The organism is Streptomyces javensis, assembly GCF_039525925.1.
Taxonomy (GTDB): Bacteria; Actinomycetota; Actinomycetes; order Streptomycetales; family Streptomycetaceae; genus Streptomyces; species Streptomyces asiaticus.
The window spans coordinates 49,917-64,978 of sequence record NZ_BAAAIF010000015.1; the positions used below are offsets into that span (position 1 = coordinate 49,917).

The 15,062-nt window shown below is 73.2% G+C and carries 8 protein-coding genes, 1 tRNA gene and 1 pseudogene; 6 read left to right on the top strand and 4 right to left on the bottom strand.

Translation table 11 applies throughout. The annotated features are described in order from the left end of the window. Positions 1-224 precede the first annotated feature (224 nt). The 4 genes from ABD329_RS16155 to ABD329_RS16170 all read left to right on the top strand — a co-directional run bounded on the left by ABD329_RS16155 (position 225) and on the right by ABD329_RS16170 (position 6,796). Complete coding sequence (locus tag ABD329_RS16155) at positions 225-1,124, top strand: FAD binding domain-containing protein (RefSeq protein WP_044574530.1); 900 nt, start codon at positions 225-227, stop codon at positions 1,122-1,124. Further along, complete coding sequence (locus tag ABD329_RS16160; protein WP_344316529.1) at positions 1,121-3,505, top strand: 2Fe-2S iron-sulfur cluster-binding protein; 2,385 nt, start codon at positions 1,121-1,123, stop codon at positions 3,503-3,505. Before ABD329_RS16155 ends, ABD329_RS16160 begins: the two co-directional genes overlap by 4 nt. Beyond that, positions 3,502-5,823 (top strand): xanthine dehydrogenase family protein molybdopterin-binding subunit, encoded by a 2,322-nt coding sequence (locus tag ABD329_RS16165; RefSeq protein ID WP_198279868.1) that lies wholly within the window; start codon positions 3,502-3,504, stop codon positions 5,821-5,823. The genes ABD329_RS16160 and ABD329_RS16165 overlap by 4 nt, the downstream gene beginning before the upstream one ends. Before the next feature lie 169 nt (positions 5,824-5,992). Next, positions 5,993-6,796, top strand: a complete 804-nt coding sequence (locus ABD329_RS16170) for a polysaccharide deacetylase family protein (RefSeq protein WP_198279867.1) — start codon at positions 5,993-5,995, stop codon at positions 6,794-6,796. 79 nt (positions 6,797-6,875) lie between these two features. On the opposite strand, the gene gntA is transcribed toward ABD329_RS16170, so the two are convergent. The 4 genes from gntA to ABD329_RS16190 form a co-directional block, all read right to left on the bottom strand. Further along, the gene (gene gntA / locus ABD329_RS16175) at positions 6,876-7,568 is read right to left on the bottom strand and encodes a guanitoxin biosynthesis heme-dependent pre-guanitoxin N-hydroxylase GntA (protein WP_198279866.1); all 693 of its coding nucleotides are present in this window, start codon (positions 7,566-7,568) and stop codon (positions 6,876-6,878) included. 211 nt (positions 7,569-7,779) lie between these two features. Then, entirely contained in the window at positions 7,780-11,844 is a 4,065-nt protein-coding gene (locus ABD329_RS16180) for a non-ribosomal peptide synthetase (protein ID WP_198279865.1), read from the bottom strand. Positions 11,845-12,161: 317 nt separating this feature from the next. Then, positions 12,162-12,236, bottom strand: a tRNA-Cys gene (locus ABD329_RS16185). 193 nt (positions 12,237-12,429) lie between these two features. After that, positions 12,430-13,305: an alpha/beta fold hydrolase gene (locus tag ABD329_RS16190; protein ID WP_344316530.1), complete on the bottom strand. Its 876-nt coding sequence runs from the start codon at positions 13,303-13,305 to the stop codon at positions 12,430-12,432. Between the two features lie 183 nt (positions 13,306-13,488). Between ABD329_RS16190 and ABD329_RS16195 the strand changes: the two genes are divergently transcribed. Continuing rightward, on the top strand, positions 13,489-14,394 hold the full coding sequence (locus tag ABD329_RS16195; RefSeq protein ID WP_164430250.1) for a LysR family transcriptional regulator: 906 nt from the start codon (positions 13,489-13,491) through the stop codon (positions 14,392-14,394). A 95-nt stretch (positions 14,395-14,489) separates the two neighbouring features. Beyond that, positions 14,490-15,044, top strand: a pseudogene (locus tag ABD329_RS16200) (cysteine dioxygenase family protein); the annotation flags it as partial. Positions 15,045-15,062 lie beyond the last annotated feature (18 nt).

The window sequence follows — 15,062 nt, forward strand, 5'->3', positions numbered from 1 at the left end:
ACCGGCGCAAGCCCAAATCGCACAAGGGTCCCTGAAACGTGGCAATCCACTCCCGACGGAGACGTCGTAAGAAACCCGTACCATCCCCCAGGTCAGGGACGGATCCACGGATCACGGACCCCCGCGACGGCGGGCTCGCAAGATGTGCCAGAGTTGCCACGTCCGGGCTGTCAGCACGTACCGTACGGCGCAACAGCCGGGACACCGGGGAAGGGGCAGCTGGGTTGACCACGCACGCACCGCAGGCGGCGCACACGGTGACGTTGCCGGGCACGCTCGACGAGGCCGTGGCGGCACTGGCCGCCATGCCCGCCGCCGTGCCCGTGGCGGGCGGTACCGATCTGATGGCCGCGGTCAACTCCGGCCTGCTGCGGCCCGCCGCGCTCGTCGGCCTCGGCCGGATCAGCGAAATCCGCGGCTGGCGCTATCTGGACGGGCACGCCCTCCTCGGCGCCGGACTCACCCACGCCCGGATGGGCCGCCCCGACTTCGCCGCGCTGATCCCGGCGCTGGCCGCGGCCGCGCGCGCCGCCGGGCCCCCGCAGATCCGCAACGCCGGCACCCTGGGCGGCAACATCGTGACCGCCGCCCCCACCGGCGACGCGCTGCCGGTGCTCGCCGCCCTGGAGGCCACGGTCATCATCGCCGGGCCCGAGGGGTCCCGCCGCGAGATCCCGGTCAGCCATCTGCTCGCCGGGGTCGATCTGCTGCGCCCCGGTGAACTCGTCGGATTCGTCCGGGTTCCGCTGCTGCACGCCCCGCAGACCTTCCTGAAGGCCACCGGGCGCACCGGGCCCGGCCGGTCCACCGCCTCCGTCGCCCTCGTCCTGGACCCCGCGCGGCGCGGGGTGCGCTGTGCCGTGGGCGCGGTCGCGCCGATGCCGCTGCGCCCCCTGGAGGCCGAGCGCTGGGTCGCCTCGCTCATCGACTGGGACGGCGACCGCGGCCATCTGGACCCGCAGGTCACGACCGCCTTCGGCGAGTACGTCGCCGCCGCGTGCATCCCCGATCCGCTGCCCCCGCAGGACGGCAGCGAGCCGGTCCCCCTGCCGCCTGCCGCGATCCACCTGAGGCGTACCGTGGCAGCCCTGGCCCGCCGAGCACTGGGGAGGGCACTCGCGTGAGTGATGAACAGCAGCCGCACCGGCCGGAGCCGGGGAGCGGATGGCAGCCGATGCCGCACGGCCCGGAGTACGACGCCGAGTCGACGGCCTTCGTCCAACTGCCGCCCGACTACGCCCACCCGGACCCGACCGACCCCTCCGGCCGTTGGGACCCGCTCGCGGCGCCCGGCACGGGCTACGCGCCCCCGCCCATGGACACCGGGCACGGTGACCCGTCCCAGGGCGGCCACTGGCAGCCGTCCGGCCATGACCAGGGCGCGCCCCATGACCAGGGCATGCACGGTCAGGGCGTGCACGACCAGGGCATGCACGACCAGGGCATGCATGACCAGAGCGTGCACGACCAGGGCATGACCGGGCACTGGACCACCACCGGGACCGATGGCGGCTATCTCTACGGCGGTCACCACGATCCCCATCACGGGTCCGGCCAGTGGCCGGTGCCCGCCGAGGACCAGCAGGGCCACCATCCGCCGCACACCGGCCACTGGCCGGCTCCGGCGGCCGAGGAGCCGGTGGACGACTGGCCGGTGCCCGCCCCGTCCGACGACGGCTCCGGCGGGCCCGTGCACACCAGCCAGTGGACCATCCCGGTCGCGGGCGACGAGGGTGTGGACGAGACCGGTGAGTACCGCGTCGACGACCACCCGGGCCCGGCCGTCCCTCCGTACGGCGGCCACGCGGACGGTCCCCAGGACCCGCAGACGACGGCCCAGTTGCGGATGCCGTTCGCCGGGCAGGCACAGCCCCGGCAGCAGCCCCATCAGCCCCATCAGCCGCAGCAGCCCCTCCAGCCCCGGCCCGGGCAGCAGCAGGGGCACTCGGGCGAGTGGTCGGTTCCGGCCGCCGAGGAGGGCACGGAGGACTCCGGGGAGTACGCGGTCGAGGGCCACCCGGGCCCGGCCGCGTCCGCACCACCGGCCGTTCCCATGCCGCCGCCCGCCCGCCGCCGGCTGCGCATGCCCGACCGCGATGAACCGGCCCCGGCCGCGGACCCGGCGTGGCCGGGCCCCTCCGCCGGGGACTCGGGCGAGTTCGCGACCGACGGGCACCAGGGGCTGCACACCCCGCCCCGCGGCACGCCGCCGCACGGCACGCCCCCTCATGGCACCTCGCCCGGCACCCCGCCGCACGACGGCCCCGCGCCCGGGCGGCCCGCCGCCGAACCCCCCGGCCGGCGGCCGGGCGGTCCGGCCGCCGGGGACTCCGGCGAGTTCCCGGTCGGCTTCCCGGCCGACGGGCAGCACGCCGGGCTGGAGACCCCGCCGCACGGCAGTCCGGCGCCCGGGCTGCCCCAGGCCCAGGCCCAGGAGGCGTCCTGGCACGGCGCGTTCGCGGACGACCGTCTGACGGGCGACGGGCTGGCGGACGACCGGTTCGGGGACGCCCAGCCGACGGGCGCCCCCTTCGCGGGGGACTCCCATGGGCACGCCCCGCACCCCGGCCCCGAGGACGGCGCGGGCCACACCGACGCCCCCGGCGCCGAGCCGGGCGCCGCCGAGGCCCCCGTCGAGGCACCCGCCGAGGCGGTGCCGGACGACGCCGGGCCCGAGCTCACCGCTCCCTCGGCCGAGCCCGAGCCCGAGCCCGAACCCGCCCCGGCCGAGGGCGAGTTCCCGGACGCGTCTGACGCCGCCGGAGCGCCCGCCCCGGCCGGGACCCCCGCCGACGCCCCCGAGGCCGCTGACACCCCCGTCGAGCCCCTCGCCGAGCCCCTCCTCGCCGAGGCCGCCCAGGCCGCGGACGAGGGCCCGAGCCACAGCGAGCATCCGCTCGCCTCGTACGTGCTGCACGTCAACGGCGCCGACCGCCCCGTCACCGACGTCTGGATCGGCGAGTCGCTGCTCTACGTGCTGCGCGAGCGCCTCGGCCTCGCGGGGGCCAAGGACGGCTGCTCCCAGGGCGAGTGCGGGGCCTGCTCGGTCCAGGTCGACGGGCGGCTCGTCGCCTCCTGCCTGGTGCCCGCTGCCACCGCCGCGGGCAGCGAGGTCCGCACCGTCGAGGGCCTCGCCACCGGCGGACAGCCCTCCGACGTCCAGCGCGCGCTCGCCCGGTGCGGGGCCGTGCAGTGCGGCTTCTGCGTGCCCGGGCTCGCGATGACCGTGCACGACCTCCTCGAGGGCAACCACGCCCCGACCGACCAGGAGACCCGCCAGGCGATCTCCGGCAACCTCTGCCGCTGCTCCGGCTACCGCGGGGTCCTCGACGCCGTCCGCGAGGTCGTCGCGGGCCGTGAGGCCGCCGAGGACACGGAGGCCGAGGCGGACGAGGGACACGACGCCCACCAGGACCCGGCCCGCATCCCGCACCAGACGGGACCGCACGGCATCACCGGCAACGGGAGCGTCAACGGAAGCGGCAGCGGAAGGGCATCGGCATGACCGGAATCGCGGACGGCACGGGCGCCGTCACCGCCACCCCCGCCGCCGGAACGCCCGTCAAGGCCCCGTCCACCATGGGCCTCGGGGTGTCCCTGCCGCCCACCGACTCGGCCGCCAAGACCTCGGGCACCTTCCCGTACGCGGCCGACCTGTGGGCCGAGGGGCTGCTGTGGGCGGCCGTGCTGCGCGCCCCGCACCCGCACGCCCGCATCCTCTCCATCGACACCAAGCAGGCCGTCGAGATGCCCGGCGTACGGGCCGTGGTGACCCACACCGACGTGCCCGGCGACGCCTCGCACGGCCGCCGGGTCGCCGACCGCCCGGTGTTCGCCAAGGACCTGGTCCGCCACCACGGCGAGCCGATCGCCGCGGTCGCCGCCGACCACCCCGACACGGCCCGGCTGGCGGCCGCCGCCATCGCCGTCGAGTACGAGGTGCTGGAGCCGGTCACCGACCCCGAGCAGGCGTTCTCCGCCGAGCCGCTGCACCCCGACGGCAATCTGGTCCGCCACATCCCGCTGTCCTTCGGCGATCCGGACGTGGTCGGCGAGGTCATCGTCGAGGGGCTGTACCGGATCGGCCGCCAGGACCCGGCGCCCATCGGCGCCGAGGCGGGCCTGGCCGTGCCCCGCCCCGACGGCGGGGTGGAGATCTACACCGCCTCCACCGATCCGCACGCCGACCGCGACCTGGCCGCCGCCTGCTTCGGTCTCGAGCCGGAGCGGGTGAAGGTCGTCGTCACCGGCGTCCCCGGCGCCATGGGCGAGCGCGAGGACCCGGGGATGCAGCTGCCGCTCGGGCTGTTGGCGCTGCGCACCGGCCATCCGGTGAAGCTGGCCGCGACCCGTGAGGAGTCCTTCCTCGGTCACGCCCACCGCCACCCCACCCTGTTGCGCTACCGCCACCACGCGGACTCCCAGGGCAAGTTGGTCAAGGTCGAGGCGCAGATCCTGCTGGACGCGGGCGCCTACGCCGACTCCTCCGCGGACACGCTGGCCGCCGCCGTCTCCTTCGCGTGCGGTCCCTATGTCGTTCCGCACGCCTTCATCGAGGGCTGGGCGGTGCGCACCAACAACCCGCCCTCCGGCCATGTGCGCGGCGAGGGCGCGATGCAGGTGTGCGCCGCGTACGAGGGCCAGATGGACAAGCTGGCGGCCAAGCTGGGCCTCGACCCGGTCGAGATCCGGATGCGCAATGTGATGGCCACCGGCGATCTGCTGCCCACCGGACAGACCGTCACCTGCCCGGCCCCGGTCGCCGAGCTGCTGCAAGCCGTAAGGGACGCACCGCTGCCCACCCTCCCCAAGGACGACCCCGAGGAGGAGTGGCTGCTGCCCGGCGGCCTGGAGGGCGCGGGCGATCCGGCCGCGGTGCGGCGCGGGGTCGGCTACGCCCTGGGCATGGTCCATATGCTCGGCGCCGAGGGGCGGGACGAGGTCTCCACCGCCACCGTCAAGGTCACCGGGCCGGTGGCCACCGTCATCTGCGCGGCCGTCGAGACCGGCCAGGGCTTCACCACCCTGGCCCGCCAGATCGTCCAGGACGTCCTCGGTATCGAGGAGGTCCATGTGGCGCCCATCGACACCGACCAGCCCCCGGCCGGGCCCGCCTCGCGCGGCCGCCACACCTGGGTCTCGGGCGGTGCGGTCGAGCGCGCCGCGAAGATGGTCCGCACCCAGCTGCTCCAGCCCCTGGCGCACACGTTCGGCATGTCCACCGAGCTGCTCAGCATCGCCGACGGCAAGATCACCTCGTATGACGGGGTGCTCAGCACGACCGTCGAGGAGGCACTGGAGGGCAAGGAGCTGTGGGCCACCGCGCAGTGCCGTCCGCACCCCACCGAGCCGCTGGACGAGACCGGCCAGGGTGACGCCTTCGTCGGGCTCGCCTACTGCGCGGTGCGCGCCGTGGTGGACGTCGACATCGAGATCGGCGCGGTACGGGTCGTCGATATGACGGTGGCCCAGGACGTGGGCCGGGTCCTCAACCCGCGTCAGCTCAAGGCCCGTATCGAGGCGGGCGTCGCCCAGGGCATCGGCGCGGCCCTCACCGAGAACCTGCGCACCTCACGCGGTGTGGTCCGGCACCCGGACCTGACCGGCTACGCCCTGCCGACCGCCCTGGACGTCCCCGACATCCGCATCGTCAAGCTGGTCGAGGAGCGGGACGTGGTGGCCCCCTTCGGCGCCAAGGCGGCCAGCGCGGTGCCGGTGGTCACCACCCCGGCCGCGGTCGCGGCGGCGGTCCGCGCGGCCACCGGCCGCCCGGTCAACCGCCTCCCGATCCGCCCCCAGGCGGCGGTCGTCAACCGGGGCTAGGCACCCGATAAGGAGGCTGCGGGCGGGCCCACCGCCCGCGCCTCGCCGCCCGCCCCGCCGTCTACGGCACGGGATTGTCCGGGACGTGTAACAGAGGGATCCCTCCCCGCCCCAACTCCATCCTCATGTTTGCGAAAGCGACACAGGAGACATGAGGAGCGAGGCGGACATGGCACGGCACCGGATCATGGGGGCGAACAGCCGAATACTGGCGGCGGCGTTCGGTGTGGTGGGGGTGACCGCCCTGGCCGCCGTGTGGACCGCCCAGTCCGGAACCGCCGAGGCCGATCCGGGCGCGTCCCCATCGCCGAAGCCGACGCCGATCGTGGGCCAGACCTCCAAGCCGGACCCCGAACTGCCCGATCCCGTGGTCAACATGGACATAGCCCACGCCTCCGACAAGGGCGCCAAGGGCGTCAACATCACGATCGACGACGGTCCGGATCCGACCTGGACCCCGCAGGTCCTCCAGGTGCTCAAGGCCAACGGCGTCAAGGCCACCTTCTGCATGGTCGGCCCGCAGGCCCAGGCCCATCCGGACCTGGTCAAGGACGTGGTCGCGGACGGGCACCGGCTGTGCGACCACTCCGTGTCGCACGACACGACGATGGACACCAAGTCATCCGCCTACCAGTCCAAGGAGATCCTTGACGCCCAGCGAATGATCACCAAGGCGTCGGGCGGCGTCAAACCGCTCTACTACCGCGCCCCGGGCGGTGCGTTCACCCCGTACAGCCGTCAGATCGCCGCCTCGCAGGGCATGCGGCCGCTGGGCTGGAACGTGGACTCCAAGGACTTCAAGCAGCCGGGTGTCGAGACCGAGGTCAACACCGTCAAGAACGAGATCTCCAACGGCCCCACCGTGCTCTTCCACGACGCGGGCGGCGACCGCGGCCAGACGGTCGAGGCGCTGCGCCAGGTCCTGCCGTGGCTGAAGGAGCAGGGCTACAGCTTCGGCTTCCCGGTCCGCTGATCAGGGAGATGGAGCGCCCGCACGGTGCGGTGCCCGTCACCGGCGGGCGCCATCGGCCCGCCGGTGACAGTCGCTCCGGTCAGGCCGGGGGCGGGCCCGTGAGAGCGGGTTCGCGCTCGTCCTCGCGGGCGGCGAAGGGGCACTGCCAGTCGGCGGGCTTGGGGCGGCCGGAGTAGCGGCGGGCCTCGGAGAGCTCCTCGTACTCGAGCAGGTTGGGATTGATGTCGCCCTGGAGCTGGATGTCCTGCTTGCGTATCTTCTCCGCGAGCCGGTCCCACATCTTGGCGCCCTTGATGCGGTCGAACTGCTCATGCGAGTTGAAGGCCAGCATCGGGAAGGGAGGACGGCGGCCCCAGCGGCGGTGGGTCTCGTGCAGGCCGATGACGAAGAAGGGGTGACCGGCGACGCTGTAGGCGAACTCCCTGGTCTGCGGGTCGGAGGAACGGCCCTCGGCCCAGCGATAGGACCGGGAGTCCTGTTCGTGGAGGAGTTGGAGCTGTTCCCACAGCAGCTCCTCGAACCGCAGCTCATCCACTCCGCGCGGTTGCTCGAAGGTCGCGATGAAGCTCGTGAACGACCGGTGGCTCCAGTCGGCCGACTCCACGAAATCCGCCAGGTCGAGCGCCATCAGCCGGGCCGAATCGTCGGATCCCATCCGGTCGTAGTGACGATGGGTGATACCACCCTTGCGCCAGGCGGACCGTCCCGCCAGGCAGGCGAACCGGTCCCCCAGGATGAACCGCTCCACCTCGTCACGCGCGTCCACTGTCATGGCCAGCCTTCCTTCCAACTACGTGCCTCCTCGCTGGGAGCTCATCTCCTTCTCCACATGAAGGCGCCCACCCTGCTCACCTGCGTAGGAGAGCAGGAGAACGAGATGGGGCGCCTGGCTGAATTGTGATCGGCGAGGGCCCGATCGGCGAAATCCGGGTCGGGGCCGCCCCGGGGGAGCGGCCCCGGTCCGGGCCCTGGGCCCCGGACCGTCAGCTGCGGGCGCGGTCCAGCGCCGCCGCCACCACGGGGCCGATCCGGTCCAGGGACTCCTCCCGCATCATCCGGTAGTGGTGATCGGGGACGCCGTGCACCACCAGGGCGCCGTCCACGAAGGAGAGCCAGGCGTCCGCCACATGCAGTGGATCGCGCCGGTAGCCGGGGATCTCCTCCACGGCCCGGAAGAGCAGCATGTCGCCCTGGAACCGGTCGGGCGCGAACTTCCGCATCAGCTCCTGGTCGTTGAGCAGGATGTCGAGCAGCGGGAAGCTGGTCTCCCCCTCCAGCAGCCGGGCCGGCAGCCCGGTCTCCCGGCAGAGGTCGGCCACCAGGTCGGCGGTGCCGTCCGCCCCGTCGGGGTGCGCCTCCAGCCAGCCCGGGGCGAAGATGTCGCCGCCGCCGATGTCGTCGAGCAGCACCCCCAGCCACTGGCGCTTGCTGAGCTCGGGCGCCTCGGGCAGGGCCTGGGCGTTGTCGGGGTAGGCGTCCACCACGGCCAGCGTGGCGACCTCCTCGCCGCGCGCCTGGAGCCGGGTGGCCATGGCGTGGGCGATCAGCCCGCCGAAGGACCAGCCGAGCAGATGGTAGGGACCGGTCGGCTGGACGGTCCGGATCTGCTCCAGATAGTCGGCGGCCATCTCCTCGACGCTCGCCGGGAGGACGTCCGGTTCGGTGAGACCGCGCGCCTGGAGCGCGTACACCGGCTGGTCAGGGGCGAGATGGCGGAGCAGTCCGGTGTACGACCAGCCGAGACCGCCGCCGGGGTGGACGCAGAACAGCGGCGGGCGCGTCCCCTCGCCGCGCAGCGGCAGCAGGATGTCCAGCGGCTGCTGACGGTGCGGGTCGGCGGGGCCCGCGGCGTCCAGGCGGGCCACCAGCCGGGCGACGGTCGGCGCCTCGAAGAGGTCGCGCATCGACAGCTCGGTGGCCAGCGCGGCGCGGGCCTGGCTGGCCAGCTTGGAGGCGAGCAGCGAATGGCCGCCGAGCAGGAAGAAGTCGTCGTCGACGGTGACGCCGTCGACGCCCAGGACCTCGCCGAAGAGCGCGCACAGCGTCTCCTCGCGCGGGGTGCGGGGCGCCCGCCCGCCCGGGCCGGACTCGATGGAGGGCGCGGGCAGCGCGGCGCGGTTCAGCTTGCCGTTGGCGTCCAGGGGCAGGGCGTCGAGGACCACGAACGCGCTCGGCACCATGTGCTCGGGCAGCACCTCGCCCAGCGCCTCGCGGACCGCGGCGACCTCCGGCGGGGTGTCCCCGGCGGCCGTCACATAGCCCACCAGCCGCTGGTCGCCGGGCCGGTCGGCGCGGACCGCCGCGGCGGCCTCGGCCACCTCGGGGAGCGCCCGCAGCGCCGCCTCGACCTCGCCCAGCTCGACGCGGAAGCCGCGCAGCTGGACCTGGCCGTCGGTGCGGCCCACGTACTCGACATCGCCGTCCGGCCGCAGCCGGGCCAGGTCGCCGGTGCGGTACATCCGGGTGCCGGGCGGGCCGTAGGGGTCGGCGACGAAGCGTTCGGCGGTCAGGGCGGCCCGGCCCAGATAGCCGCGGGCCAGCTGCGCCCCGGACACGTACAGTTCGCCGGTGACCCCGGCCGGGCAGGGCTTCAGCGCGGTGTCCAGGACGTACATCCGGGTGTTCCACACCGGCCGGCCGATCGGCACCGGGCCCTCGCCGCCGGGCGCGGAGGGGTGGTGGGCGATCTGGATGGTGGTCTCGGTGGGCCCGTAGAGGTTGTTCAGCGGCACGCCGGGGAACCGCTCGTGGAACCGCTCGGCGGTCTCGCGCGGCAGCGCCTCACCGCCGCTGGAGGCCCGCCGCAGGATGCCCGCGCACGCCTCGGCGGCGCCCGGCTCGGCGAGGAACGCCTGGAGCATCGACGGCACGAACTGGAGCACGGTGATGCCCGCCTCGCGCACCGTGCGCGCCAGGTACGCCGGGTCCTTGTGGCCGCCGGGCCTGGCCACCACCAGCGTGGCGCCGCTGAGCAGCGGGAGGAAGAACTCGCAGACGGAGGCGTCGAACCCGGCCGGGGTCTTCTGGAGCATCCGGTCCCCCGGGGCGAGGCCGTACGCGCCCCGCATCCACTCCATGCTGTTGGCCACGGCCCGGTGGGGCACCAGGACGCCCTTGGGGCGGCCGGTGGAGCCCGAGGTGTAGATGATGTACGCGGGGTGCTCGGGGTCGATCGCCACCGCCGGGGCGGAGCCGCCCGCGGCGTCACCGGTGCCCGTGAGGTCGCCCGTGAGGTCGCCCGTGAGTTCGCCCGTGAGGTCGCCCGTGAGGTCCACGACGTCCAGCAGCAGCCGCCCCACGCCATGGCGCGCGGGCAGCGCACCGGCGCTGTCGGCGCGGGTGACCACGAGCGCGGGGCCCGCGTCGTCGAGCATGTACGCCAGCCGCTCGGCCGGGTAGTCCAGGTCCAGGGGCAGATACGCGGCCCCCGTCTTCAGCACCGCGATCAGCGCGATGACCAGCTCCGCGGAGCGGGGCAGGGCCACGCCGACGGTGCGCTCGGGCCCGGCGCCGCGCGCGATGAGCACCCGGGCCAGCCGGTTGGCCGCCCGGTCCAGCTCCGCGTAGCTGAGCACGGTGTCGTCGTCATCGCAGACCAGGGCCTGGGCGTCGGGGGTGCGGGCGGCCTGGGCGGCCAGCAGCTCCGGGAGGGTGGTGCCGGAGGTGGGGTGCGCCGTGTCGCCCGGCGCGCCCAGGACCCGCCGGCGCTCCTCGGCCGACAGCAGCTCCAGCGAGCCGACGGTGCGCTCCATGTCGGAGGTGTCGGAGAGGGTGCGCAGCAGGCCGAGATAGCGCTCCCGGTGGGCGATGAGGGCGTCTTCGGTGTAGAGGTTGGAGTTGGCGTTGAGGTCGATCCGGATACCGGTGCCGTCGGACCGGTCGTATCCCATGATCGAGAGGTCCTCGACGGTGCCGTTGGAGAGGTTGTGCCCCTTGACCCGGTGACCGGCGAAGTGGAAGTCGTAGTCGTACGTCATGATGTTGACGTGCGGGCCGAGCAAACCGTTTCCGCCGTCCGGGAGTCGCAGATCCCGGGCCAGGTCGATACGGCGGTAGCGCTGATGGCGAAGAGCCTGCCTGACTTCCCGTGAGATCTGCCGGACCAGGTCCCGTATTCGCATATCGGCGCGCACCTGGATGCGCAGCGGCACCACATTGGCGAACATCCCGGGAATGGCACGGGAAGTGGCATCGGTACGGCCGGATACGGGCAGCGTCAGAATGATGTCCGATTTACCGGTCAATCGGTGCAGATAGAGCGCGGTCGCCGCGATGATCATAGCGGACCAGTGGGTGGCGTATTTACGCGCGGCGGCCCGCAGCTCGACCGCTTCCGCCTCGGTCAGGTAGGCGGTCTGGCGGAGGACGGTGGAAAGTTCCCTGGTGGGATGGGTGGAAAGCCGCGCCGGGCGCGGGGAATCACCGAAGTGTTCCAGCCAGTACGCGCGGTCTTTGGCGAAATCCGGTGAGGCCCGGTATTCCGCGTCCTGGTCGAGCATCGCCCGCAGGGAGCCGAAGACCGTTTCCCCCTCGGCCGGGTCGGTCCCCTCCACCAGCGCGGTGTACACCTCGGCGGTCCGCCGTCCCAGCAGGGCGGCCGAACCGGCGTCCGAGACGATGTGGTGGGTGCCCTGGTACCAGAGGAACCGCTCGGCCTCCACCTTGATCAGGGCGAACGAGAACGCCGGGTGGTCGCCCAGCTTGAGTGCCCCGGTGGCCAGGTCGTTCTTCATCCACCGCTCGGCCGCGGCCCAGGGGTCGTCCTCGGCGGTGAGGTCCAGCTTCGGGAGCTCCCAGTCGGTCACCGGGTCGAGGGCCTGCCAGGGCTCCCCGTCGTCCTCGCCGACCCGGACGTTGTAGGGCTCGGCCTCCGCCACGGCCCTGCGCAGGGCCCGCTCGAATAGCTCGGTGTCTATCGGTCCTTGTATCTCCAGGTACTCACCGACCCGGAAGGTGGTGCTCTCCGGCGGCTCCAGCTGCTCTATGAACCAGATTTCACTCTGGCCGGTCGAGAGCGGCTGACGGGCGGCCGGTACGGCGGGCTGCACATTTCCCCCACTGAGAATGGGACCACGGTCGAAAATGTGCCCGCCGACCGGGAGTAGTTTTCCGCACGGTCGCAGGCACCACCCGTGACCCTATGAGACGGAATTGCACTCAGTGCGGGGGTCAAGAGACCGTTCGGTGGCGAGACTGTGAAAATCGCCGAGCCCTAGGTGTTTACCTGGAGTAGCCGCGACGGCTCAACGTCATGAGCGCGTGCATGAGCATGCGCCCTACGGTCGCAAGTGTCCAGAGGATGTCGGGAGTTCACCGAGAGGCAACCCAATGCGCGGACGCCGGGTGAGGCGCCCGCGCCGGGGTGTGGAGGCCGTGGCGGGAATCGAACCCACGTAACTCGATTTGCAGTCGAGCCCCTCAACCACTCGGGCACACGGCCGATGTCGTGCTGTGTTCTCGACGATAGGCACGGGGTGGGGTGGGCACAACGGAGCGGTGGGGGCTGCCATACGACTGACACACTGCGTTCATGGCCGGCGGGGCACGCCTCCGCCGGGCCCGTTCACCGCGACGTCCGCCGGGCCCGTTCACCGCGACGTCCGCCGCTCACCGCGTGGGCGGGCGGCCCGCCCTCACTGTGTGGGGCGCTGTGCCAGGAAGTCCTCGACCACCTGGCGGAAGAGGTCCGGCTCGTCGACCCACGGATAGTGGCCCACCCCGGGCAGCGACCGCGCCCGGCCGTCCGGGAAGGACTGGGCCACCAGCTCCCCCGCCCGCATCCCGGTCACCGCGTCCCGGTCGCCGGTGATCGCCAGCACCGGGGACGGCACCTCGCGCAGCCGGGCCAGCACCGCGCGCCGCCCCGCCTCGTCGACGCCCTGCCAGAAGCCCGCCCGGGCCACCCGCCCCAGCTGCTCGCCCTCGCTCTCGGCGTGCGCCCGCTGGGGCTCCTCCCAGCGGCCGTACGCCATGGGGGCGGCCTGGAGCAGCAGCCTGCGCATCTCGGGGAGGTCGGTGGTGTCGGGCAGCAGCTGCACCGCCGTGTACGCCTCCTCCCACCAGGGCTCGTCGGCGCGGGACTCGAAGATCTCCCGGGCGTCCTCGGGGAGTTCGCCCTGAAGCCGGGCGCCCGGGCTGACCACGATCAGCCGGCTGAGCCGCTCGGGGTGGGCGGCCGCGTACGCCTGGGCGGTGGCGGCGGCCGCGTCATGGGCGAGCAGCGGGAAGCGGACGAGGTCCAGATGGCGGCGGAGCGCCTCGAGGTCCTCGGCGAGCCCGGGGAAGGCGTAGCCGATGGGGTCGACGGCCGGCGGCGAGTCCCCGGTGCCGCGGCTGTCGGGGATGAGGAGGGTGTGGTGGGCGTCCAGCCCGCCGAGGTCGCCCAGATACGCGGCGTCCCGCCCCGGCCCGCCCGCCAGGCAGATCAGCGGTGGACCCGCCGAGCCGTCCCGGGCCTCCAGGACGCGGTAGGCCAGCTCGGTTCCGTCGTACGAGGTGTAGTGCGGCATGGGGTCAGCTTGCCCCAGCTTCGTCATCTTGACCGTGCTTGACCGGGTGTCCTCGCGCACCGGGTGTCCTGGCGCACCTGGGGTGGCGGCGGGCCGCGTGACGCAAAAGCGCCGGTAGGGGCGATCTTGTGCGTCCCCAAATCCCGCTTATGGTTCCGGTCCCGGGCTCCGTATGATGCGAGTGTGTTCGATTCCCGGCACATCAAGACGTTCCACGAGGTGGTCCGCTCCGGCTCCTACTCCGGGGCCGCCCGTGCCCTCGGCTACACCCAGCCGGCCATCACCCAGCAGATGAAGGCGCTCGAACGGGCCGTGGGCAGCCCGCTGTTCATCCGGGTCGGCCGGGGGATGCGGCTCACCGAGGCGGGGGAGACCCTCGCCCGGCACGCCGACACCATTCTGACCAGCATCTCCACCGCCCAGCAGCAGATGAGCGCCATCACCCGGCTGCGCTCGGGCCGGGTGCGGGTCTGCGCCTTCCCCAGCGCCAACGCGACCCTCATCCCCGAGACCATGGCCCGGCTCGCCGCCGCCCATCCGGGGGTGCGGGTGGAGCTGCTGGAGGGCGAGCCGCCGGACTCGCTGGGGCGGGTGGTGCGCGGGGAGTGCGACATCACCCTCGCCTTCACCTATCCGGGGCTGCGCGAGGAGACGCCCGCCGAGCTGGTGGAGATCCCGCTGCTGGAGGACCAGCTGACGGTGCTGTTGCCGACCGGCCATCCGCTGGCCCGGCGGCGGGCGGTCAAGCTGGCCGAGCTGAGCGAGGAGCGCTGGATCGCCGGATGTCTGCGGTGCCGCGCCAACTTCCTGCACGAATGCGCCGAGCAGGGCTTCGCCCCGGACATCGCCTACACCACCGACGACAATCTGGTGGTGCAGAGCATGGTCGCGGCCGGGCTCGGCGTGGCGATGATGCCGGGCCTGGTGCTGTCGTTCCTCTGCCACCAGAAGGTCACCGGGCGCGCCCTGGACCCCGCCTCGCGCCGCCATGTCTCGGCGTACGTCCTCCGCGAGCACCTGGGGATACCGGCCACCGCGCGGGTGCTGGAGGAGCTGAAGACGGTGGCCGGGAACCGGGTCGGCTGTTGACCCCTCATCTGACCCCCCACCCATAAGCGGAGCTTGGGGACGGCTCAACAACCTGTCGTTGGACGTGATGGTGCGGGCGGCAGGACGCTGCCGCCATGACCACCCCGACCGCGTATCCGTCCTCCCGTCTTCTCACGGCACGCCTCGGCGCGTTCGTCGGCGACGTCCGCGAGGCCGTCGGCCGGGGCCTGGCGCCCGATGTGACCGCCTATCTGGTGGGTGAGCGGCTCGCGCCCCACCTCGGCGCGGACGATCTGCTCACCCCCGAGCAGCGCGCGGGCGACCCCGACCGCTACCGCCAGCACATCCTGCACGCCGAGCCCGACGGCAGCTTCTCGATCGTCGCGCTGGTGTGGCTGCCCGGCCAGCGCACGGCGATCCATGACCATGTGTCCTGGTGTGTGACCGGCGTCCACGAGGGCGAGGAGCACGAGCGGCGCTACCGCCTCGTCCCGGACGGCCCGGGTTCGCGGCTGATCGCGGTGGAGGACGTGGTCAACCCGCGCGGCGCGGTGTGCGGATTCGCGCCGCCAGGAGATATCCACAGGGTGTGGAACGCCTGCGGGACGAAGGCGATCTCGATCCATGTCTACGGGGCGGACATCGCCCGCCTGGGCAGCAGCGTCCGGCGGGTCTACGACCTCCCTACGGCGGACGACCAGCTTCCG

Excerpts from the sequence above, each read along its gene's own strand:
- ABD329_RS16165 (WP_198279868.1), top strand. The coding sequence starts at position 3,502 with ATGACCGGAATCGCGGACGGCACGGGCGCCGTCACCGCCACCCCCGCC.
- ABD329_RS16170 (WP_198279867.1), top strand. The coding sequence starts at position 5,993 with ATGGCACGGCACCGGATCATGGGGGCGAACAGCCGAATACTGGCGGCG.
- gntA (WP_198279866.1), bottom strand. The coding sequence starts at position 7,568 with ATGACAGTGGACGCGCGTGACGAGGTGGAGCGGTTCATCCTGGGGGAC.
- ABD329_RS16190 (WP_344316530.1), bottom strand. The coding sequence starts at position 13,305 with ATGCCGCACTACACCTCGTACGACGGAACCGAGCTGGCCTACCGCGTC.